Here is a 21,663-nt window from a genome sequence, read left to right on the forward strand (position 1 = left end):
AGATAGAGCTAGCCGAGCGTGCCGCGGATGTTCGCGTGGCCCTTGAGCAGGTTGCGGGCGATCGTGCGGCGCTGGATCTCGTCGGTGCCCTCGTAGATGCGCAGCAGCCGCAGTTCGCGGTACCAGCGCTCGATCGGCAGTTCGCGGGTGTAGCCCATGCCGCCGTGGATCTGCAGCACGCGGTCGACGATCTCGTTGGCCTTGATGCCGCCGTAGAGCTTCGCGATCGACTGCGCCTGCCGCGAGTCCTGCTTCTGGTCGACCAGCCACGCGGCGTGCAGCACGAGCCAGCGCAGCGCCTCGATCTCGACCGCGGAGTCGGCGATCATCCACTGGATGGCCTGGTACTCGGCGATGGGCTGGCCGAACGTGACGCGGTTCTTGGCCTGGTCGATCGACATCTCGACCAGTCGCTCGACGCTGCCGAGCGCGCGGGCGGGCAGCAGGTAGCGGCCCTGGCCGATCCACTGCATCGCCAGGTTGAAGCCCTTGCCCTCCTCGCCGAGGATGTTCTCGTGCGGCACGCGGACGTTGTCGAACACCAGCGCCGCCGGACCCCACTGGCCCATGGTCGGGATGGGCTCGGACTTCCAGCCCATGTCGCGGTCGACCAGGAAGCACGTGACGCCGCCGTCGGCGCCCTTCTCCTTGTCCGTCACCGCGAACACCATCACGAAGTCGGCCTCGTTGCCCTGCGTGATGAAGGTCTTCTCGCCGTTGATGACCCACTCGTCGCCGTCCCTGACGGCGGACGTGCGGATGGCCTTGGCGTCACTGCCGGCGCCGGGCTCGGTGATCGCGAAGCACGAGACGCGTTCGCCGGAGATCGTCGGCAGCAGGTAGCGCTGCTTCTGCTCCTCGTTGCCGTGGAACAGGATGTTGTCCGCGTAGCCACCGAAGCGGAACGGGACGAAGCTGCGGCCCAGTTCGGCCTCGAGGAGCGCGGTCATCACCGCGCCGAGGCCCATGCCGCCGTACTCCTGCGGGGTGAGGACACCGAAGAACCCGGCCTGCTTGGCCTTGTCCTGCAGCGCCTTCAGCTCCTCCTTCGGCAGACCCGGCTGGCCCGCGCGTTCGCGGCGCAGCACCTCGGGCTCCAGCGGGATGATCTCCTTGCGCACGAAGGTCCGCACCCAGTCGCGGATCTCCTTCTGCTCCTCGTCGAGCGTGAAGTCCATTGCTTTCCTTTCAGACGAACGCGTTGATGCCGGTCAGCGCCCGGCCGATGAGCAGTTTCTGGATCTGGCTGGTGCCCTCGTAGAGCGTGGTGACGCGGGTGTCCCGCAGGTACTTGCCCACCGGGTACTCGTCGATGTAGCCGTAGCCGCCGAAGACCTGGATGGCGTTGTTGGCGACCCTGACCGCGGCCTCGCTGGCGAAGAGCTTCGCCATGCTCGCCTCGGTGCTGAACGGTTCACCCCGGTCGGCCAGGTCGGCGACGCGCCACGTCAGGAGCCTGGCGGCGTCGGTGTCCACGGCCATGTCCGCGAGCAGTTCCTGGACGAGCTGGAAGCCCGCGATGGGCTTGCCGAACTGCTCGCGTTCCTTCGCGTACTTCAGCGCGGCTTCGAGGGCACCCCGCGCGGCGCCGACGCAGCCCGCCGCGACGGACATGCGGCCCTTGTCGAGCGAGCCCATCGCGAGTTTGAAGCCCTCTTCGCTGAGCAGAGCGTCTTCTGCCACCTCGACGTCGTCGAGGGTGATCTCGGCGGTGGCCTGGCCGCGCATGCCGAGCTTGCCCTTGATCTCGGTGGCTTCGAAGCCCGCGGTGTCCGTGGGCACGAGGAAGGCTGAGATGCCCTTCGGGCCTGGTCCGCCCGTGCGAGCGAACACGAGCGCGACGTCGGCCCACGTGCCGTTGGTGATGAAGACCTTTCGGCCGTTGATCCGGTAGCCGTTGTCCGTCTTGGTGGCCTTGGTCGTCAGGCTGCCCGCGTCGCTGCCGGTGCCGGGTTCGGTGAGGGCGAAGCAGCCGATCTGCCGACCGCTCGTGAGGCCCGGCAGCCAGCGTTGTTTCTGCTCTTCCGTGCCGTGTTTGGCGATCGACTTCGCGACCAGCCCGAGCGAGACGGAGATGATCCCCCTGACCGCGCTGTCACCGCGCGCGATCTCCTCGAGCACCAGGCAGTAGGCGAGGTTGTCGCCGCCACTGCCGCCGTAGCGCTCGTCGATGCCGAGCCCGAGGAATCCGACCTCGCCGAGTGCCGGCACCAGGTCCCTGTCGATCGCCTCGTCGCGGTCCCAGCGCGTGGCGTGCGGGACGATGCGTTCGTCGGTGAACCGCCGGGCCAGCTCCCTGAGCTGCCGGTGTTCGTCCGAAAGCGTTAGATCCACAGGCCCTCCCGACTAACCGAACAGTGTTAGGTTAACTCACATGCCCCGGCCGAGCACCCCTCTGCTGAGCCCCGATCGCATCAGGTCGGTGGCTCTGGCCATCATCGACCGCGACGGCCTCGACGGCCTGTCCATGCGCAAGCTCGCCGCCGAGCTGGGAGTGCAGGCCGCGTCGCTGTACGGGCACGTCCGCACGAAGGACCAGCTGCTCAACGACATCGCGTCGTCGATCCTGTCGACGGTCGACGTATCCGGTTTCGAGGTCGACTGGCGTGAGGGCCTGATCCGGTGCGCGCGCTCGTACCGTGCGGCTTTGTCGTCGCACCCCAACATCGTGCCGTTCCTCGCGTACGGTCCGGCGGGCCGCGAGGAGTCGCTCCAACGCCTCGACCTGCTGCACGGCGCGTTGGTCGACGCCGGTTGGTCGCGCCGTGAGGCCACGATGATCGCCGCGGGTCTGATGTACATCGTGTTCGGTTCCGCGCTGAGCTCGTTCTCCAGCGGCTTCTCCGCCGACCCCGCCGACTACACCGACCGCTATCCCCACCTCGACCGCGCCCACCTGCTGCCGGGCGTGGCGAGGGAACTCGACCGCGACAGCTTCGAGCTGGCGCTCGCGGCGTTCGTGCGCGGCCTTTAGTGTGCTGGCGTGGCTTCCAAGGCGATCGAGCTCGAGGTCGGTGACCAGCTGGTGCGGGTGTCCAACCCGGACAAGCCGTACTTCCCCGCGCGGGGCATCACCAAGCGGCAGGTGGTCGAGTACTACCGCACCGTCGCACCCGTGCTGCTCTCGGTGCTGCGCGACCGCCCCGTCGTCCTGAAGCGCTACGTGGACGGCGTCGAAGGCGAGGCGTTCTACCAGAAGCGCGTGCCCAAGGGGGCTCTTTCGTACGTGGAGACCGTGCAGGTGAAGTTCCCGTCCGGCCGTCCGGCCGACGAGATCTGCCCGACCTCGGAAGCCGTGATCGTCTGGGCCGCGAACCTCGGCACGTTCGACTTCCACCCGTGGCCCGTCCGCCGATCCGACGTCGACCACCCGGACGAGCTGCGCATCGACCTGGACCCGCAACCGGGCACCGGCTTCTCCGACGCCGCCCGCGTCGCACTGGTGCTGCGCGAGGTGCTCGCCGACGCCGGCCTGACCGGCTACCCGAAGACCTCCGGCGGACGCGGCATCCACGTGGCCGTGCGGATCCGGCCGGAGTGGGACTTCATCGACGTCCGGCACGCCGTGATCGCCCTGGCGCGCGAGGTGGAGAAGCGGGCGCCGACGCTCGCGACTTCGGCCTGGTGGAAGGAAGAACGCGGTGAGCGCGTCTTCATCGACTTCAACCAGGCGGCCCGCGACCGCACGATCGCCTCGGCCTGGTCGGTGCGGGGCACTCCGCGCGCGACCGTGTCCACGCCGGTCCTGTGGGACGAACTGTCCACTGTGGACCCTGACGACTTCGACGTGCTGACCGTGCCGAAGTACCTGGAGGAGCGGGGCGATCCGCACGCCGCGCTGGACTCGGAGGCGTTCGGGATCGAGACGCTGCTGGAGTGGTACGCGGCCGATCCGCGCGGCGAGATGCCGTATCCGCCGGACTACCCGAAGATGCCGGGAGAACCGATGCGCGTGCAGCCTTCCCGCGCCCGCAAACAGGAGTAACAGCCCACCGTTCGACGCCGATCCTGTTTGCGTGACAGCGATCGCGACCGTCGTTGCCGACCTGGCCGAGACCGCGCTCACGTGGGTGCGGAACTCGTCCGTGCCGATGTCCGGACTCGTGCGGCGGCGCATCTCGGACTACCTGGGCGGCCCCGACTGCGCCTCCCTGCTGGAACTCCTCTGCCAGCTCGAACACACCGAACAGGGTGCGTTCCAGCAGGTCGCGGAACGTTCGGAACTGGCCGAGGCGTTCCGTCGCGAGTTTCAGCGCGCGGTGCGAGTGGAGACGACCGAGTCGCACGACTTCGCAGCTTCGTTGTGGGGTGTGATCGAGCAGAACGCGCCGTTCCGCGTCCTGGACGTCCGCGACCGGATCCGGATCAAGGTGACCGGCCCCGAGCGTCCGATCGCCGAACGCCTCGCTCTTGCCGTCGACATGGGCCGGCGTACCGAGTCGCGCGCCACGGGCGAGGTGATCCGTGCGGCGATGGCACGTGCCTACGACCGCATGGTCATGCCGCACTCGAAGGCGGACTTCCGCTTTCCGGTCGACCAGATCTACGTGCGCCGCAGGCTGCGGCTCGGGCGCGATTCGGTCGGCGAGGACGTGGTGGGCGACCGCCGGTTCGTCGTGGTCGGGAACCCCGGTGCCGGCAAGAGCACCTTCATCCGGCGGTTGCTGCACCGCGCGCCGCTCGTGCCGTTGCTGGTGCAGCTCAAGCAACACCAGAAGCTCGCGGAGGACTTCGTCACGATCATCGCCGGGGAACTGCGGCCGCTGACCCAGCGCGTGGTGCCGCGGCGGCACGTCGCGGACCTGCTGGACGCGGGTGAGGCGCTGGTGGTCTTCGACGGGCTCGACGAGGTCGGCGACATCCAGGCGCGGCGCTCGGCGGTGGCCGCGATCGAGGCGTTCGCCGCGCGCTTTCCGTTGGCGCGCATCGTGGTGACGTGCCGTCAGGAGAGTTATCCGGCGGCGAGGCTCGAGGACACGGCCTTTCCGGTGTACCGGTTGCCCGACTTCGAACCCGACCAGGTCGAGCACTACGTCCGCACCTGGTTCGCCCTGGTGTACGCGGCGGGCCGGGCGGAGGCGTTCCTTCGGGACAGCGGGCATCTGGCCGACCTGAGGTCGAACCCGTTGATGCTTTCGTTGCTGTGCATGCTCTATCAGAGCGAGGGCTACATCCCGGAGAACACCGCTGACGTCTACCGCGAGTGTTCCGAGCTGATGCTGGTGCGGTGGGACGCCGTGAGCCAGGTGCCGTCGGTGATCCGGTCGGTGAAGCTCGCGAAGTTCCTGGTGCAGGAGTTGGCGCAGCACTTCTTCTTCGGCCTCGACGGGCAGGGTGACGAGGGCGAGCAGACACTGGAACGCCTGGTCGTCGCTCACCTGAGCGAACGCGAGGAGGAGGGCGCGCAGTCGTATCACCAGCAGGCACGGGAGTTCCTGGACTACTGCGCCGAGCGGGCCTGGGTGCTGACCCAGGTCGACACGTCATCGGAGGGCGAGCGGCGGTTCGGCTTCACACATCGGACGTTCATGGAGTACTACACGGCCTGCTACGTGCTGCGTACTCGTGAGACGGCGGAGGAGATCGTCGAGTGCCTGCTGCCGATGATCGTCTCCGGCAGAAGCCTGGTGGTTCCACAGATCGCTTTGCAGCTGTACGACGTGCACCGCGCGGACGGAGGTGACACGTGTGTCCGGTTGCTCCTCGAGAACGCGAAGGACGAACTCGCGGTCATCACCTTCTGCGTGACCTTCCTGGAGCACAACAGGCTTCGCCGGGCCACGACCGAAGCCCTGCTGGAGCAGGCGTTCGAACTCCTGGGGCGGACCGGGGACCCGGTTCTGTTCGACGCGCTCAAAGCGGTGCGGAGGGTGAAGCGGACGCGCACCGCCAGCGTTGCGCGTGCGGTGCTGGCGGGAAGCACACCCGGCTGCGACCTCAGGCTGGGCGCGGGGATGGTGGTGCGCGTGCCTTCTGTCGCGTACGAGGTGGCGCTGGGCGAAGTGCGGCACGGGATCGAACACCCGATGATGTTCGCGCGGGCGCACGGCCACGCGGCCTTGCTGTACGCCCGGCTACCGGGTGTGGACGCGTACGTGCCAGGTCCCGCGGTCAACGCGATCCGTGATGGCGGGCTGGACAGCTTGGTGTTCCTGCACTTGCTGGTCTACTGGGAGGCGGTGCTGCCGATCCCCGCCTCGGTCCTGCGGGTGGTCGTCGAGGAGTTGCGCCAGTTGAACGTGCGTGGACTCCCCGTGTCGAAGGCACCCGCGTTTCTCGCGTTCACCGCGCTGGTCGAGGCGGCGTCGTCCGATCCCAGCCAGGAACTCGGTCGCCTCCTGGTCGAGCGCTGCGATCTGTCCGACGAGGCACGACCGTTTCGTGAGTTGCTGGAGCGGTGGGGCCGTGGGGAAGTGGCACTGGTCGATCCCGATCGGTGAGTGCGCCAACCGGCTGTATCGGGAACGGATCTAGTCGGCGACCTCGTAGAATGGACGAAACGCGAGAGGAGGTCGTGATGTCCCAGCCTTATGTCGTGCGGTACGTCGGCGGTCCCCTCGACGGCAGGGTCGACTCGCTGCCGTCCACGCCGGAGGACCCGAAGCAGACCGTGACGTACGTGCACCTGCACGGCGGTCCCAAGATCGTGCACGTCTACGACCTCGAGTACGCGGTCGAGTACGGGTGCGAGTACCGGCTGCGCGCCGGTGAAGGCGACGAAGCCTGAGCAAGCCTCACGTGGACATGTAGAGGCAAGTGGGTTTACCGTCTTGTCATGAGAGCGCTCTCACACACTGTGGTGCGAGAGGAGATTCCATGCACGTGCGGATTCGAGGAGCGATCGGTGTCGCGGCGGTGGCGACGGCGGTCGTGGCGACGGGCTTCGTGGTGGGGCAACCGGTCTCCCACGCGGGGCACGGTTTCGCGTACAGCGCCGAGCAGGCGCGGGCGATGGTGGAGCAGCAGGCGGTCGCCGGGTCCGAGTTCCGGGTGACCTGCGCGTCCAGTCATCGTCGTCAAGATGACCCGATCGTGTTCCAGAACCAGTCCGGCGTCTCCCACATGCACGAGTTCTTCGGCAACCGGACGACGGACGCGTTCTCGACGCTGACGTCGTTGCGGGCGGGGACGACGAACTGCAACCCGATCTCGGACAGGTCCGCGTACTGGGTGCCGACGCTGTACAAGAACGGTCAGCCGGTCGCGCCCGAGAGCGTGACCGTCTACTACCAGGGCATTCACGACCGCGCTCGAGCGGTCGCGCCTCCGCAGGGGCTGCGGTACGTGGTGGGCAACGCGAAGGCCGCGTCGCCCGCCGAGAACCCGGCGGCGCGGTGGTCGTGCACCACCCAGTCGCCGTCCGGCCGCGACTTCCTGAACTGCCCGCCCGGCACGAAGGTGGAGACCTACCTGGACTTCCCGACGTGCTGGAACGGCCGCGACCTCGACTCGGCGAACCACCGCGACCACATGGCGTTCGCGGCGGGGCTGGTCTGCCCGTCGTCGCACCCGGTGGTGGTGCCGCGGCTGGAGTTCCTGATCACCTATCCGGTGAACGGTGCCGGGTTGTCTTTGGGAGGCACGCTCAACGGTGCGAACGTCACGAGCGCGCCCGGCTACACGTTCCACGGCGACTTCATGAACGCGTGGGATCCCGTTGAACTGCAACGGCGTGTCTCCAACTGCATCAACGCCGGCTACATCTGCGGGGTCGACGGAAACCCTTGATGATCTTGCTGCCGACCCGGTGCTCAGAAATGTCAGGGGTGTAGGGCATGCTTTGGGCACAGGTGTTCGAACGGTTGGGGAGGCAGCGCGATGGCGAAGAAGAGCGGGCTGTCGGCGGAGGACGTCGACAGCCTGCGCTCGCAGTTGGACGAAGGCACCGTGCCGATGGTGTGGTTCACGGCTGCCGCGGTGGGCATGGAGGAGGGCAGGTCGGCGAAGCTGCTGGCCGTCACCGACCCTCCGGAGGGTGATTTCATCCAGGTCCGGCCCACGGGTTCGAAGGACGAGATGTCGTTCTCCCCGGCCGAACTGACGCTGGAGAAGCCCCCGCCGCGCAAGAAGCCGGCGACCCCGCCTCCTGCGCCCCCGGAGCCGCCGCGCCACACTGAGATCATTCACCCCTACGTTCCGGAGGCGCCGGTGAAACCCGCGGCCCCCAAGCCGAAACCCGCACCCGCTCCCGTCGAGCAGGCGCCCGCGAAGCCCGCCGCGCGCAAGCCGTCCGCGAAGAACGCCGTCCCCGAGGTCACCGTCACGCTGGTGTCGGTGGGCGAGGGCGAGTGGACCGTGGAAGTGCTGCAGGGCACCCGCAAGACGGTCCGGCCGACGCCGGTGCCGCCCGCCTCCGTGGCCCAGGCCGCGAAGCTGCTCACCCCCGAGGTCGCCGAGATCGTCGAGGGCGTTCTGAACGCGGCGCGTGCACAGCAGCTCGCCCGCGTGGAGCAACTGCGCGCCGAACTGGAGGCAGCCCAGAAGGCCCTGGACGACCTGGGCGCATAGCGCCATCACGGGCTGCGACTCCCCGGTGGTTGTCCCCACGCGTTCGAGTGAGGGGGGTTCCCAGGGCTTGTACCGGGGCGGACCGTGGGATGCGCGGAGGTCCCGCGCAGGTCCGGCTTGGAGGACGGGGAGGCCCTGATGGGTACGTGTGGGTGCTGTTCCGGGTGCACGGGTCCCGGCTGCGGCTGCTGTTCGAGCTGCTGACACAAGATTCGGGCGGGGGAGCCTTCATCGCGTCGTGGTCATGCGAAAGGCTCCCCGCGTCATGTCCGGACGTGTTCAGGCCGACGGACCAGGCGGCGCACAGTCCGGACTGTTTCTGTCAGACCCTCTGAGTACGTTGAGATGTAGGGGTTCCCAGCTCGGGGGGACGCCTGCGAAAGCGCGCGGGCACGACCCCTGACCGGCTCAGGACGACTGAGTCCGATCAGGGCGGGCAGACGGTGCCGTTCGACGGCACCTTCGCGTCGATCAGGTAGTCCCGCACCGCCGTGGTCGCACATCCCGACAGCGTCAGGGCGCCGTGTCCGCTGCCCTGCCACCCGATCAACGCCGACCCCGGCAACCGCTGCGCCGCGTGCTCGGTACCCGGCGCGGGCGTGGAGAGGTCGTTGGCCGTGCTCAGCACCACGATCGGCGGCGCGCTCTTCAGCGCGTCGACCTTCTCGGCCTTGGGCGGCGGGAACGGGTTGCAGTGCAGCAGCTGGCGGGCGAACAGGGCACCGAACATCGCGTGCTTCGACTGCCAGTCGGCCGTGAGGGCCTTCACCCGATCCGGTGGGATGCGGGTGGCCGTGTCGTTGCAGCCGATGATCAGGCCGGCGTCGAAGCGCGGCGGGTTCTCGTCCAGGTCGTTCACCAGCGGGTCGAGCAGGGCGAACAGGCCCGTGCTGTCGCCTGCGCGGGCCTTCACCACGGCGTCGGCCAGCGCGGGCCACTTCCCGCGATCGGCCAGGCCCGCGACGATCGCGTTCAGCGCGGAGCCGGGAGTCAGGTCGACGTAGTCGCCGCGCACACGTCCGGAACGCAGCTGGGTCAGCAGTGCCTGCACGTCCTCGCGCGGGTTCGCGAGAGCGCAGCCGCGGGTCTTGCAGTCGCGGGCGAACGCGTCGAACGTCGCCTCGGCCGCGACGGCACGGGACTCGAGGACGCCCACCTGGTCGAGCGTCGGGTCCGGGGCGCCGTCGAGGACGGTGCGGCCGATGCGGTTCGGGTAGCGCTGGGCGTAGGTCGTGATGACCCGGGAGCCCTCGCCGAGGCCGATGGCGTTGAGGCGGTCGGAGCCCAGGAAGTCGCGCAGTCGTTCGAGGTCGGCGGCGGCACGCCACGAGTCGAACGCGGTCAGCCTGCCCTCCAGGTCGAGGACGCACTCCTGCGAGGCCTCGCCCGCGGCGACCACGAGGTTCGACTGCTCGGTCTCGGCCGGGTCGTACTCGACGAGCTGGGCGCGCGTGGCCTGCGGTACGCACGACATGCCGTCCGAACGGCCCGTGCCGCGCCGGTCCATGCCGATGATCGTGTACGTGCTGAGGATCTCCTTGGGCAACGCCGCCGCGAGCCGCGCGGCCTTCAGCGTGCCGGGCTCACCGCCGGGGTCGTTGACGACGACCAGCGCGCTCTTGCCCGTGCCGACGCGCGTGAGTGCGATGCCGAGCTGGCCGCGTCCGGGACGTCCCGGCGGGTCGAGCACGACGGTCATGCGCGCGCACTCGTACGTCTGCTCGCCTTGGGGAGCGTCCGCGCCGAAGCGGTCCTTCATCTGCTCGTTGCACGGCGACCACTGCAGCGAGTCCTTCTTGTACTCGCCGAGCGGGGGCACCGGCTGCGGCCCGGCGAGCGCGCTCTGGTCGACGGGCTGGTTCTCCTCGCCCTTGACCGCGATCACCGGCCGGTTCGAGGGACCCGCGCTGCACGCCGTCAGCACGCTCACTGCCAGTAGGGCCAAGGCAGCGCCACGCACAGATTCCCTCACTCTCGTTCACACTCCGGGAAGCTGAGCCTCGCACGGGGAAGGTAAATGCGAGGTGAGTCAGGGCGCGTCCTTTGCGCCCTGACTCACCTCCAGGCTCGTCCCGCTCGGGAATGGACGCAGTGAGTCAGGATGGGGACATGGATCACGCCGATCGGCTCCCCGTCGCGCGCCTCGTGGGCGGCATCCCGCCGACGGCGCTCGTGCTGCTGGGCATCGTCAGCGTGCAGATCGGCTCGGCGTTCGCGAAGCAGCTGTTCACGGTCGCGGGCGCGGCGGGCATGGTCACGTTGCGGCTGCTCATGGCCGCACTGGTGCTGGTCGCGATCTGGCGTCCGTCGCTCAGGCTCGACCGCAGAACGCTCGTCACGGTCCTCACCTACGGCGCCGTGCTCGCCACGATGAACCTCTGCTTCTACGCGGCGCTGGCCCGCATCCCGCTCGGCGCGGCCGTCACGATCGAGTTCCTCGGACCGCTGGCGGTGGCGGTCGCGGGCTCACGGCGCTGGATCGACGGCCTGTGGGTGTTGTTGGCGGGCACGGGCGTTGTGCTGCTCACGCGCGTGCAGGGCGGTCTGTTGTGGACGGGCGTGCTGTTCGCGTTGGCCGCGGGCGCGTGCTGGGCGGCGTACATCCTGGTGACGGCCAAGCTCGGCAGCCAGACGACCGACGGCAAGGGCCTCGCGCTCGCGATGGTGGTCGGCACGGTGATCGCGCTGCCGTTCGGCATCGGCTCGGCCGGTACCGCGATGCTCGACCCGGTGGTGCTGGCGGTGGCGATCCTGGTCGCGCTGATGTCGTCGGTCGTCCCGTACTCGCTGGAGCTGGAGGCGTTGCGCCGCATGCCGCCGCGCGTGTTCGGGATCCTGATGTCGCTGGAACCGGCGGTGGGCGCGGTCGCGGGCCTGGTGCTGCTCGGCGAGCACCTCGCGCCGACGCAGTGGGTCGCCGTCGGCTGTGTCGTGATCGCGTCGATCGGTGCGGCGAGATCGGCCAAGCCCGCCGGCTAACGGGCCCGGAGCTCGCCCTTCAGCACCGACGCCACGTCGTAGCGGGCCGGGATCTCCAGCTGGTCGTAGCGGCACGACAGCGGCTCGCGGTCCGGGCGCCACCGCGCGAACTGGCCGTTGTGCCGCAGCCGCACGGGTTGCTCGCCCTCGGTCTGGGTGTAGTGGATCTCCAGCACCCGCTCGGGCCGCAGCGCCACGTACTCGGCCTGCTTGCCGCGCCACCGGTTGATCTCGCCGGGAATCCGCTGGCCCGGAACGGGATTCGCCCACGGGTGGTCACCCGAGGTGATCAACGGCGCCAGTTCGGCGGCCAGCTCACGGCGTTCGGCGGCCTTGAACGAGCCGCAGACACCGATGTGGTGCAGCACGTCGTTCGTGTCGTAGACGCCGAGCAGCAACGAGCCCACCGCCGTGCCGGGCTCGGTGTCCTTGTGCCAGCGCAGGCCCGCGAGCACGACGTCGGCCGTGCGCGCGTGCTTCACCTTGATCATCGAGCGCTTGCCGGGCGTGTACGGGCCGTCCGACGGCTTGCCCATCACGCCGTCCAGCCCCGCGCCCTCGAACAGCGTGAACCACTGCCGCGCCGTCTCGACGGACGTGGTCGCGGGCGTCACGTTCAACCCCGCCAGCTTCAGCAACGCCTCGCGCCGCGCGACCGTCGGCTGCTCCAGCAGCACCTCGGACCCCAGCGCCAGCAGGTCGAACGCGACGAACGTGGCCGGCGTCGACTCCGACAGCATCGCCACCCGCGAGGCCGCCGGGTGGATGCGCTCGGACAACGCGTCGAAGTCCAGCTCGTCGTTCTTCGCGACCACCAGCTCGCCGTCGACGACCACCTTGTCCGGCAGCACGTCGAGCATCGAGGCGACGACCTCGGGGAAGTAGCGGTTGAGCGGCTTCCCGCTGCGCGACTGCAGCAGCACCTCGTCGCCGGAGCGGAACACCACGCAGCGGAACCCGTCCCACTTCGGCTCGAAGAACAGGTTCGCGTCGTCCGGGATCCCGTCCACCGCAGTGGCGAGCATCGGCTGCAGAGGTGGCGTCAGCGGTAGGTCCACGCGCACATCCTGCCTCCTCAACTGGAATTTCGCCGCTGATACCGCAGCAACAGGACGTCCTCCGCGCGCAGCACCGACGCCAGCGCGAGATCCACGGGCGGGATGACCGAACCGTGCGCGATCCGCGACGAGTCGCCCACCGCGAGCACCGGCGCCACGGTCAGGTTCAGCGCGTCCACCAGCCCCTCGGCCACCATCGACCCGAACAGCCGCGGCCCGCCCTCGAGGTTGATCCGGTGCAGTCCCCGCGCCGCGAGTTCGGCGACGGCCACCTTCAGATCGACCTCGGTGTCCCCGGCGACGATCACCTCGGCGGGCAGTTCCGGCAGTCGCGCGGCCTCGGTGGTGATCACGATCGGCGGCACCGCGGTGTCGGTGAACAGCGGCAGGTCCGGCGTCAGAGATCCTCGCGTCGTCACCACGGCGATCGGCAACGGCCTGGCGCGCCTCGCACCCCGGTACCCCTCGATCAGCACGGTCGCCGCACCCACCATCACGACGTCGGCGAGTTCGCGCCCGAGCAGGTAGATCTTCCGGTCCGCGGGCGACCCCAGGCCCTCCGAACGCCCGTCGACCGACACCGCACCGTCCACGCTGGACACGAAGTTCGCGGCGACCCACGTCCGACCGGCCGGATAGGCGTACAGGGACTCCAGGGCTGTGTCGGTCATCTCAACGCCCGGTGAGGGCCACAACATCTCCACCGAGCCATCCCATCACGCCGATAGGCTGCGGGCATGCGCTTGTCCGACCGGGATCCCCAGATCAGTCCCGACGAACTGATCGAGAACCTGGTGCCGCCACCGAGGTTCGACTCGGTCAGCTTCGACACCTACCTCCCCAACCCGGACGAGCCCTCGCAGTCCGCCGCGGTCGAGGCCGGCCGCCTGTTCGCCGCGCGCGTCAGCGTCAAGCGCAAGAAGTGGTCGCTGTTCGGCTCCCGCGACGAGGAGGCGGGCAAGCTCGGCCTCTACCTCGACGGCGGCTTCGGCGTCGGCAAGACCCACCTGCTCGCCTCGCTCTGGCACGCCGTGCCGGGCCCGAAGGCGTACGGCACGTTCGTCGAGCTGACCAACATGGTCGGCGTCCTGACGTTCCCCGAGGCCGTCCGGCGGCTCTCCGGTCACAAGCTGCTCGCCATCGACGAGTTCGAGCTCGACGACCCCGGCGACACCATGCTCGTCACGCGCCTGATCAAGGAGCTGATCGCGGCCGGCGTGCACGTCGCCGCCACCTCGAACACGCTGCCGGACAAGCTCGGCGAGGGCCGCTTCGCCGCCGCCGACTTCCTGCGCGAGATCCAGTCGATGTCCTCGAAGTTCGACGTCGTGCGCGTCGACGGCCCCGACTACCGCCACCGCGGCCTGCCGGACGCCCCGTCACCGATGTCAGACACCGAATTGGTCGTCAAAGCCTCCAACACCGAGGGTTCGACCATCGACGACTTCGACGACCTGTGCAAGGCGCTCGCCCGCATCCACCCGTCGAAGTACGGCAGGCTCCTCGACGGCGTCACCGCCGTGCACCTCAAGGACGTCAAGCCGGCACCCGACCAGAACGTCGGGCTGCGGCTCGTCGCGTTCGGCGACAGGCTCTACGACCGCGACGTCCCGGTGGCGGTGTCGGGGCAGCCGCTGTCGGAGCTGTTCACCGAGGAGATGCTGCGCGGCGGCTACCGCAAGAAGTATCTGCGCGCGGTCAGCCGACTGGTCGCCCTAAGCCGCTGACCAGGCGATGTCACGGCCCGCGCGAGCGTAGAAGCGGTGCAGTTCGGCGTCGATCCGCGCCGAGTCGGCCTGGCTGAGCACGATCGACGGATCGGTGTGCGGCCACGACCGCACGATCCGGGCCCGCAGCCCGGACGGCGGGTGCTCGCGCCACAACGAGGCGTCCTCGGTGACCGACTTCTCCACCGCGGCCTCCGCGTCCGACGCGGCCCGCCACGCGTCCGCCGCCGCCCGCCACCGCGCCGCACCCGGATGGTTGCGGCGTGCCGTCTCGGCGTTCGCCTGCGTGCCGCGCTCGGCCGCCGAGATCGTCCCCAGCAACTGCTCGGCGGTCGCGAAGTCGATCATCAACGCCTCCGTCGCCGACGAGCCGGCGAGCCGCACCGCCAGTGCGTCCGCGCAGTACTCCGCCCTCTGGTGGTCCCGCGCCGCCACCGCTCGCACGCCGATGCCGACCAGCACGAACAGTCGTTCCAGCAGTGCCTGGAACGGCCAGAACAGCCGCTCGGCGAGCCGGCCCCACAGGTTGTCGCTGACGAACGACTCGGACGGCCGCACCAGGTCCGCGAGGATCAGCGGCGTGCGCACCGCGGGCGCGGTCAGCAGGCCGCGCGCCGGGTCACCGTTCACGAAGTGCCCGAACTCGTGTCCCAGCACCGCCACCCGCTGCTGCGGGGTGAGCACGCCGAACAACGGCAGCCCGATCGTCAGCGTCCGCCGCCGCAGCAGGCCGTGAGTGCCCGCCGAGGCGTTGAAGTCGGCGTCCAGCGCGATCCGGTCCGGAAGCCGCGTTCCCGCGGCCGACGCGACGCGGTCGAGCAGGGCGAACAACGTGGGCGCGTCGTCGCGGTGCAGTTCGTGCCACACGTCTCCGGCACTCCCCAGCCGCGGCCGCAGCGCCCACGCCACCAGCAGCACCGGAATCCCGGCGACGATCGAGAAGAACGACGGGAAGTCGCGCACCACGAGCCAGGCACCCAGTACGGCGAGCCCGGCCACCAAGGCCACCAGCACGCCGGACAGAGCGACCAGTGCGACGCGCGACGCGGTCCACCGCGGGCGGGTGGGCGGAGTGCCCTCGTACGCGGCGTACTGAGCGGCGTCGAGTCTGAGCGCGAGCTTCTTCGGATGTCCCCCAAGCATGCGCGCGAGTATGACTGAACCCGAACGGCGAGTTTGACTCCGGGGAAGTTCGAGTATCCACTGGGAGGCGAGCGGGAATGATGACGTCCCGACGTCTTCCGGAGGCACCCATGCTGAGTGAAGCCGAACGCCGCTCGCTCGAGGAGATCGAGCAGCGGTTGCTCGCGGACGAGCCAAGACTCGCCCGCACCATGAACCGCCAGGTCCGGCCCTGGCTGTTCTACTCCCTCCTGTTCGTCTTCGGTGGCCTCACGGTGCTGCTGACGGTGATCAGCGCTTTCGGCCCCGCCTTCCAGTGCCTGCTGGTCACGGCCGGCGTACTGGTGCTTCGCAAGTACCCGCTTCGCCTCCGGTAGCGGAAACTCGCTGGCGCCGGGACAGCACAACCCGGACCATCTCCGCGTGGGTTATCTGGAAGCGAACGGGCTCGCGTACGCCTTGCCTGATGGCAGGGAGCTGTTCCGCGACGTCTCGTTCAAGGTGAGCGGCGGGACCGTGGTCGCGCTCGTCGGCGCCAACGGTGCCGGCAAGACGACGCTGCAACGGATCCTGTCGGGTGAGCTCATCCCGAAGCAGGGCAGCGTGCACGTGCAGGGCGGGCTCGCGGTGATGCCGCAGTTCATCGGCTCGGTCCGCGACGACAGCCTGGTGCGCGACCTGTTGTTGTCCGTGGCGCCCGTGGCGTTGCAAAAGGCCGCCAAGGAGCTCGACGACGCCGAGCTCGCGTTGATGGACACCGACGACGAAGCCGCCCAGATGCGGTACGCGAACGCCCTCACCAACTACGGCGAGGCCGGCGGGTACGACGTCGAGGTCCTCTGGGACACCGTCACCGTCGCCGCGCTCGGACTGCCGTACGACCGGGCCCGTTTCCGCGAGGTGCGCACGCTGTCCGGTGGCGAGCAGAAGCGGCTGGTCCTCGAAACGTTGTTGCGCGGCCACGAGCAGGTGCTGCTGCTCGACGAGCCCGACAACTACCTCGACGTTCCCGGCAAGCGCTGGCTCGAAGAACGGCTGAAGGCCACCGACAAGGCCGTGTTCGTCGTCAGTCACGACCGCGAGCTGCTGTCCACCGCCGCGACGCACGTCGTCACGGTCGAGGCGCATTCCACGTGGACGCACGCAGGCTCGTTCGGCACGTGGCACGGTGCCCGAGCGAAACGCATCGACAGGCTGCTGGAGGATCACCGCCGCTGGAACGAGGAGCACGAGCGGCTCAAGGACCTCGTCCGCACGCTCCAGCAGCTGGCCAAGTCCTCCGAGGTGATGGCCCAGAAGTACCGCGTCATGGCCGCGCGCCTCCAACGGTACGAGCAGGCGGGCCCGCCGCCGGAGATCCCTCAGGACGAGAAGGTCACGCCGAGGCTCAAGGGCGGCCGGACGGGCGTGCGCGCGATCACGTGCGAGCAGCTCGAACTGACCGGGCTGATGAAGCCGTTCTCACAGGAGATCTTCTTCGGCGACCGGGTGGCGGTGCTGGGTTCGAACGGCTCCGGCAAGAGCCACTTCCTGCGGCTGCTCGGCGGGGACGACGTCCGCACGACCGGCAAGTGGAAGCTCGGCGCGCGGGTCGTGGCGGGCCTGTTCGCGCAGACGCACGAGCACCCGGAGTGGCTGGGCCGCACGCTCGTGGACATCCTCTGGCACGGCGAGGGCCAGCGCTCGGGCAAGGATCGGGGTGCCGCGATGGCCGTCCTGCAGCGCTACGGCCTGCATCAGGCGGGTGACCAGCGGTTCGAGAACCTGTCGGGCGGGCAGCAGGCGCGGTTCCAGATCCTGCTGCTGGAGCTGTCCGGCGCGACGTTGCTGCTGCTCGACGAGCCGACGGACAACCTCGACCTCGCCTCGGCGGAGGCGTTGCAGAACGCGCTGAACGACTTCGAGGGCACGGTCGTCGCCGTCACGCACGACCGGTGGTTCGCCAAGTCGTTCGACCGGTTCCTGCACTTCCGGGCGGACGGCAAGGTGTCCGAAGTGGACGAACCGGTCTGGACCTAGAGCTCCCAGGAGACGAAGGCGCCGTCGTCGATCGACCCGCCCGCCTTCTTGTACGTGGCCTGCGCCGCCGTGTCACCCGCGGCGGTGCCGGTCCACATCGCGTAGCAACCCCGTTCCTGCGCAAGGGCTTTCAACGCCTCGACGAGCGCCGTGCCGATGCCGCGGCGCAGGAACGCGTCGTCCACGCCCAGCTCGTACAGGAACATCTCGGTGCCCTTGTCCGGGTGCGTCGTCTCCACGCCGGACACGAACCCGGCCGGCTGGTCGCCGACGTAGGCGATCAGCAGATGGCTGTGATCCTGCGCCAGGAACCGAGCGGTCGCGTCCGGCCGGGGTGGCGCGTCGAACAGGTGCGCGGCGGCGAACACGTCGTCGGGGGAGGCGGCGCGGCGGATCTTCATACCGCCAGGCTAGGTCAACTCCGGAGTGCGGGCCCGAAGGCGCGTCAGCGGTCCTCGACGACGGCGGGCAGCTTGCCGTTCTTGACCAGCTTCGCCAGCTCGGCGTGGTCCGCCTCGGTCTGGTCGGCGTAGTCGAACGCGTACTTCGCGAACGCCTCGTCGAGGTCGTCGCCGCCGCCGTTCTGGAAGTACCCGGCGAGCAACCGCGGGTCGAGTGAACGCGTGTGCGCGCGAGCCAGCAGAGCGCCGGCGAAGCGGCCGTAGTCGTCCAGGTCGTCGCGCTTCAACGTCGTCGCGTCGATCTCGCCCTTGCGGTTGCGGAACTGCCGCACGATGAAGTGCCGGCCCTCGATCGTCGTCCAGCCCAGCAGGATGTCCGTCTCCGCCTGCACGAGCCGCGCTCCGTGCACGATCCGCTTGCCCTCGTGCTTGGCCGGCTCGACGTCCAGGAACGGCTGCAGCGCAGATGGCCTGGCTTCCTTGGCCTGCAACACCAGGGCCTCGGAACCGTTGCCGTGCAACAGGATCAGGTAGTTGCGCAGGCCGACGCTGCCGGTGCCGACCACGCGGAACGCCACGTCCGACACGCCGTAGCGCATGATCAGGTTCCGGCGGGACTCGCGCAGGGTGTCCACGTAGGACGGCAACGCGGCGATCACCGCCTCGGCGGTCGGGGGAGTGGCCTCGGTGAACGTCGGCGGGTTCGTGATGAACCGCCACTTCTCGCCGTCGTGCGCGGTCCACTTCGCGGCGAACCGGGCGCTGGTGTTCTTGCGGGACTTCTCGGCGGCCTTGGAGAAGTCGTTGATCAGGTCGTCCGCCTTGACCTTCGACAGCGAGGACTCGTCGCCCAGCGCGCTCCACGAGTCCAGGAACGGCAGCTCGGCGAGGTGCTTGATCGAACCCCGGTACGCGCGCACCGCGTCCTCCGCGGCGTCACGGCAGCCCTTGTCCGACACGCCACCGACCCGGCCCGCCAGCACCAGGGACGCCACGAGCCGCTTGAGGTCCCATTCCCACGGGCCGGGCAGCGTCTCGTCGAAGTCGTTGATGTCCATGACGATCTGGCCCTCGGGCGTGCCGTAGAGGCCGAAGTTCGCTGCGTGTGCATCACCGCACAACTGAGCGTGAAGCCCGGTCGCGCATCCGGCGGCGAGATCGCCCGCCTGCAGTCCGGCCGCGCCGCGGAAGAACGCGAACGGGTTCTCCAGCATCCGCCCGATCCGCAGCGGGATCAGGTTTTCCAATCGGCCCTTGTTGCTGGCACGCAGGAACTCCAGCACGGACGGGCGCGAGGAGGCCAGCGACATCGCGCGGTGCGCCTTGAAGTCCACTGAGGACCGCAGCGCGCGTCCCTCGGCGTAGACCTCTTCAGGCTCAACCCATCTGCCCAAAGCGGCAGCGGCCTCAGCACGCACGCGTTCACCCATATGAGTCATGATGCCTGCGGCGGACGGGCAACGTGGCCCGTCCGCCGCATTTGTGACCTAGCTACGAACGAAAATCACCCTAAACGGGACGAACGACTTCAGCGATCGCCCGAACACCCAGGTCGATCTCGTCGCGGGTGATCACCAACGGCGGCGCGACGCGCAACGTCGACGCGTGCGTCTCCTTGCACAGCACCCCGCGCGTGGCGAGCGCCTCGGACGCGGCCCGGCCGACCGGACCGCCGGGCGCGATCTCGACACCGGCCCACAGCCCGCGCCCGCGCACCTCGGCCACCCCGTGACCGACCAGCTTGTTCAGTTCGGCGTGCAGGTACGCGCCCATCTCCCGCGAGCGCTGCTGGAACTCGCCGGTCGCGAGCAGCCCCACGACCGCGCGGCCCACGGCGCACGCGAGCGGGTTGCCGCCGAACGTCGACCCGTGCTCACCGGGCTTCAGCACACCCAGCACGGCCCGTGAACCGACCACGGCGGACACGGGCAGGATGCCGCCGCCCAGCGCCTTGCCGAGCGTGTAGAGGTCGGCGCGCACGCCCTCGTGGTCCAGCGCGAACAGCTCACCGGTGCGGCCGAGGCCGGACTGGATCTCGTCGGCGATCATCAGGACGTTGTTCTCGTCGCACAGCCGGCGGATCCCGGCCAGGTATCCGGCGGGTGGCACGACGACGCCGGCCTCGCCCTGGATCGGCTCCAGCAGCACGGCGGCCGTGCGCGGGGAGATCGCGGACTCGATCTCGTCCAGGTTGCCGTACTTCACGACCTTGAAGCCGGGCGTGAACGGCCCGAAGTCGTTGCGCGCGGTCTCGTCGGTCGAGAACGACACGATCGTCGTGGTGCGGCCGTGGAAGTTGGACCCGGCGACGATGATCTCGGCCGTGCCCTCCGGCACGTGCTTGACCTGGTACGCCCACTTGCGCGCCACCTTGATCGCGGACTCGACGGCCTCCGCGCCGGAGTTCATCGCGAGCACCATCTCGGTGCCGGTCAGGCCTGCGAGCTCACGGCAGAACAGGCCGAACTGGTCGTGGTGGAACGCGCGGCTGGTCAGCGTCACGCGGCCGAGCTGTTCGACGGCGGCGGCCACCAGGGCGGGGTGGCGGTGCCCGAAGTTCAGCGACGAGTAGCCGGACAGGAAGTCCAGGTAGCGGCGGCCCTCGACGTCGGTGACCCAGGACCCCTCGCCGTGCGAGATGACCACCGGAAGCGGGTGGTAGTTGTGCGTGCTCCACTCCTCGTCGAGGGCGACGTAATCAGCGCTGGTGGTGGTGTTGTGCTCAGCGATGGCGGTCATCCTCCAAGGCTAGGGTCCCGGACAAGCGATATCGACCGTGAAGCATTGCGCACTGCCTCAGTTCGTTGCAGACATTCACTAATCAGTGGCGTTTCATTGCACAGCGGGCGGAAACAGCGGTGAATCGCTACGGTCTCAAGATGGCGAAGAAGTCGGTTCGTGAAGCCCTGCGGCTCGAAGAGGTGGATCTCTCCACCCTCGACCCGGCGGGCCGCCCGGTCGGTCCCAAGAACAAGAAGGAGGCGGCCGAGGACCTGGTCGCCACCGGGGACGAGCTGGACGGTCTGCAGGAAGCGCTCTACGCGGAGAATTCTCGCGCGGTCCTCCTCGTCCTGCAGGGCATGGACACCGCGGGCAAGGGCGGCGTCGTCAGCCACGTCGTCGGCCTGGTGAACCCGCAGGGTGTGCGCATCGCGTCGTTCAAGAAACCGACTCCCGCCGAACGGCGCCAGCACTTCCTGACGCGCATCAAGAAGGTCCTGCCCGAGAAGGGGCGCATCGGGGCGTTCGACCGCTCCCACTACGAGGACGTCCTGGTGCCCAAAGTAGAACGCCTGCTGACGGCCGCGGAGATTCGCGGGCGTTACAAGGAGATCAACGCGTTCGAGAAGGAACTCGCCGACGGGGGCGTCACCGTCGTCAAGTGCTTCCTGAACATCTCGCCAGAGGTGCAGAAGGAACGGCTGCTCGCGCGCCTGGACGACCCGAAGAAGCACTGGAAGTACAACCCGGCGGACATCGACTCGCGGTCGAAGTGGTCCAAGTACCAGGACGCCTACACCCAGGCGTTGAAGAACTGCTCCGCCACGCCCTGGTACGCCGTCCCGTCGGACCGGAAGTGGTACCGGAACTGGGCGATCAGCCAGTTGCTGCTGGAGACCATGCGCGAGATGGACCCGAAGTTCCCGCCGCCCGCCTACGACATCGAGGCCGAGAAGGCCCGGCTGATCTCGAACGACCCGTTGCGCTAGACGCAATCTTGATTGCACCTATTGCCTGGCCGTAGTGGTCTAGGCCAGTGTGGGCTGCGCCGCCGCCGCAAGAGCTATCCCGGAGGTGCGGACGTGGGTGTGGACCGGCGACGTTTTCTCGGAGCCATGGGCGTAGGAG

20 protein-coding genes are annotated in these 21,663 nt (G+C 69.1%); 11 read left to right on the forward strand and 9 right to left on the reverse strand.

The genetic code is table 11. The features are described from left to right. Positions 1-8: 8 nt before the first annotated feature. Both ACIQF0_RS00305 and ACIQF0_RS00310 read right to left on the reverse strand, forming a co-directional pair. Entirely contained in the window at positions 9-1,178 is a 1,170-nt protein-coding gene (locus ACIQF0_RS00305; protein WP_360046708.1) for an acyl-CoA dehydrogenase family protein, read from the reverse strand. Positions 1,179-1,188: 10 nt separating this feature from the next. After that, positions 1,189-2,334 (reverse strand): acyl-CoA dehydrogenase family protein, encoded by a 1,146-nt coding sequence (locus tag ACIQF0_RS00310; protein ID WP_401023146.1) that lies wholly within the window; start codon positions 2,332-2,334, stop codon positions 1,189-1,191. A gap of 88 nt (positions 2,335-2,422) precedes the next feature. Between ACIQF0_RS00310 and ACIQF0_RS00315 the strand changes: the two genes are divergently transcribed. The 6 genes from ACIQF0_RS00315 (at position 2,423) to ACIQF0_RS00340 (ending at position 8,508) form a co-directional block, all read left to right on the forward strand. Next, on the forward strand, positions 2,423-2,974 hold the full coding sequence (locus tag ACIQF0_RS00315; RefSeq protein WP_401023147.1) for a TetR family transcriptional regulator: 552 nt from the start codon (positions 2,423-2,425) through the stop codon (positions 2,972-2,974). Positions 2,975-2,983: 9 nt separating this feature from the next. Continuing rightward, positions 2,984-3,985, forward strand: coding sequence for a non-homologous end-joining DNA ligase (gene ligD, locus ACIQF0_RS00320; RefSeq protein ID WP_401023148.1), 1,002 nt, complete (start codon positions 2,984-2,986; stop codon positions 3,983-3,985). 31 nt (positions 3,986-4,016) lie between these two features. Then, positions 4,017-6,440 carry an NACHT domain-containing protein gene (locus tag ACIQF0_RS00325; protein ID WP_401023149.1) on the forward strand — a complete coding sequence of 808 codons (2,424 nt, stop codon included), beginning with the start codon at positions 4,017-4,019 and terminating at the stop codon, positions 6,438-6,440. Between the two features lie 50 nt (positions 6,441-6,490). Further along, positions 6,491-6,727: a hypothetical protein gene (locus ACIQF0_RS00330; protein ID WP_401023150.1), complete on the forward strand. Its 237-nt coding sequence runs from the start codon at positions 6,491-6,493 to the stop codon at positions 6,725-6,727. An 89-nt stretch (positions 6,728-6,816) separates the two neighbouring features. Continuing rightward, a complete protein-coding gene (locus ACIQF0_RS00335; protein WP_401023151.1) occupies positions 6,817-7,728 on the forward strand; it encodes a DUF1996 domain-containing protein in 912 nt (303 codons plus the stop codon). A 90-nt stretch (positions 7,729-7,818) separates the two neighbouring features. Next, positions 7,819-8,508, forward strand: a complete 690-nt coding sequence (locus ACIQF0_RS00340; protein WP_401023152.1) for a DUF6319 family protein — start codon at positions 7,819-7,821, stop codon at positions 8,506-8,508. A 427-nt stretch (positions 8,509-8,935) separates the two neighbouring features. Here ACIQF0_RS00340 and ACIQF0_RS00345 read toward each other — a convergent pair whose 3' ends face one another. Beyond that, the gene (locus ACIQF0_RS00345; RefSeq protein ID WP_360046715.1) at positions 8,936-10,438 is read right to left on the reverse strand and encodes an alpha/beta hydrolase; all 1,503 of its coding nucleotides are present in this window, start codon (positions 10,436-10,438) and stop codon (positions 8,936-8,938) included. A 179-nt stretch (positions 10,439-10,617) separates the two neighbouring features. Between ACIQF0_RS00345 and ACIQF0_RS00350 the strand changes: the two genes are divergently transcribed. Next, positions 10,618-11,487: an EamA family transporter gene (locus tag ACIQF0_RS00350; protein ID WP_401023153.1), complete on the forward strand. Its 870-nt coding sequence runs from the start codon at positions 10,618-10,620 to the stop codon at positions 11,485-11,487. Here the strand turns inward: ACIQF0_RS00350 and ACIQF0_RS00355 are convergent. Beyond that, complete coding sequence (locus tag ACIQF0_RS00355) at positions 11,484-12,545, reverse strand: ATP-dependent DNA ligase (RefSeq protein ID WP_360046717.1); 1,062 nt, start codon at positions 12,543-12,545, stop codon at positions 11,484-11,486. The two genes, ACIQF0_RS00350 and ACIQF0_RS00355, sit on opposite strands and share 4 nt — an antisense overlap. A gap of 17 nt (positions 12,546-12,562) precedes the next feature. Further along, positions 12,563-13,216 (reverse strand): dihydrofolate reductase family protein, encoded by a 654-nt coding sequence (locus ACIQF0_RS00360; RefSeq protein ID WP_401023154.1) that lies wholly within the window; start codon positions 13,214-13,216, stop codon positions 12,563-12,565. A gap of 66 nt (positions 13,217-13,282) precedes the next feature. Here ACIQF0_RS00360 and zapE point away from each other — a divergent pair, with 66 nt between their 5' ends. Then, the gene (zapE, locus tag ACIQF0_RS00365) at positions 13,283-14,272 is read left to right on the forward strand and encodes a cell division protein ZapE (RefSeq protein WP_401023155.1); all 990 of its coding nucleotides are present in this window, start codon (positions 13,283-13,285) and stop codon (positions 14,270-14,272) included. On the opposite strand, the gene ACIQF0_RS00370 is transcribed toward zapE, so the two are convergent. After that, positions 14,261-15,415, reverse strand: a complete 1,155-nt coding sequence (locus tag ACIQF0_RS00370) for a M48 family metalloprotease (RefSeq protein WP_401023156.1) — start codon at positions 15,413-15,415, stop codon at positions 14,261-14,263. The two genes, zapE and ACIQF0_RS00370, sit on opposite strands and share 12 nt — an antisense overlap. A gap of 110 nt (positions 15,416-15,525) precedes the next feature. On the opposite strand from ACIQF0_RS00370, the gene ACIQF0_RS00375 reads away from it, so the two are divergent. Both ACIQF0_RS00375 and ACIQF0_RS00380 read left to right on the forward strand, forming a co-directional pair. Further along, complete coding sequence (locus ACIQF0_RS00375; protein WP_177320869.1) at positions 15,526-15,771, forward strand: DUF3040 domain-containing protein; 246 nt, start codon at positions 15,526-15,528, stop codon at positions 15,769-15,771. Positions 15,772-15,817: 46 nt separating this feature from the next. Continuing rightward, positions 15,818-17,413, forward strand: a complete 1,596-nt coding sequence (locus ACIQF0_RS00380; protein WP_401023157.1) for an ABC-F family ATP-binding cassette domain-containing protein — start codon at positions 15,818-15,820, stop codon at positions 17,411-17,413. Here the strand turns inward: ACIQF0_RS00380 and ACIQF0_RS00385 are convergent. The 3 genes from ACIQF0_RS00385 to rocD form a co-directional block, all read right to left on the reverse strand. After that, positions 17,410-17,814: a GNAT family N-acetyltransferase gene (locus ACIQF0_RS00385; protein WP_360046722.1), complete on the reverse strand. Its 405-nt coding sequence runs from the start codon at positions 17,812-17,814 to the stop codon at positions 17,410-17,412. The two genes, ACIQF0_RS00380 and ACIQF0_RS00385, sit on opposite strands and share 4 nt — an antisense overlap. Positions 17,815-17,858: 44 nt before the next feature. After that, positions 17,859-19,244, reverse strand: a complete 1,386-nt coding sequence (locus tag ACIQF0_RS00390) for a DUF2252 domain-containing protein (protein ID WP_401023158.1) — start codon at positions 19,242-19,244, stop codon at positions 17,859-17,861. A 79-nt stretch (positions 19,245-19,323) separates the two neighbouring features. Further along, entirely contained in the window at positions 19,324-20,553 is a 1,230-nt protein-coding gene (rocD, locus tag ACIQF0_RS00395) for an ornithine--oxo-acid transaminase (RefSeq protein WP_401023159.1), read from the reverse strand. A gap of 140 nt (positions 20,554-20,693) precedes the next feature. On the opposite strand from rocD, the gene ACIQF0_RS00400 reads away from it, so the two are divergent. After that, complete coding sequence (locus tag ACIQF0_RS00400) at positions 20,694-21,524, forward strand: PPK2 family polyphosphate kinase (protein WP_401023160.1); 831 nt, start codon at positions 20,694-20,696, stop codon at positions 21,522-21,524. Positions 21,525-21,663 lie beyond the last annotated feature (139 nt).

This window comes from Lentzea sp. NPDC092896, assembly GCF_044754905.1.
Taxonomy (GTDB): domain Bacteria; phylum Actinomycetota; class Actinomycetes; order Mycobacteriales; family Pseudonocardiaceae; genus Lentzea.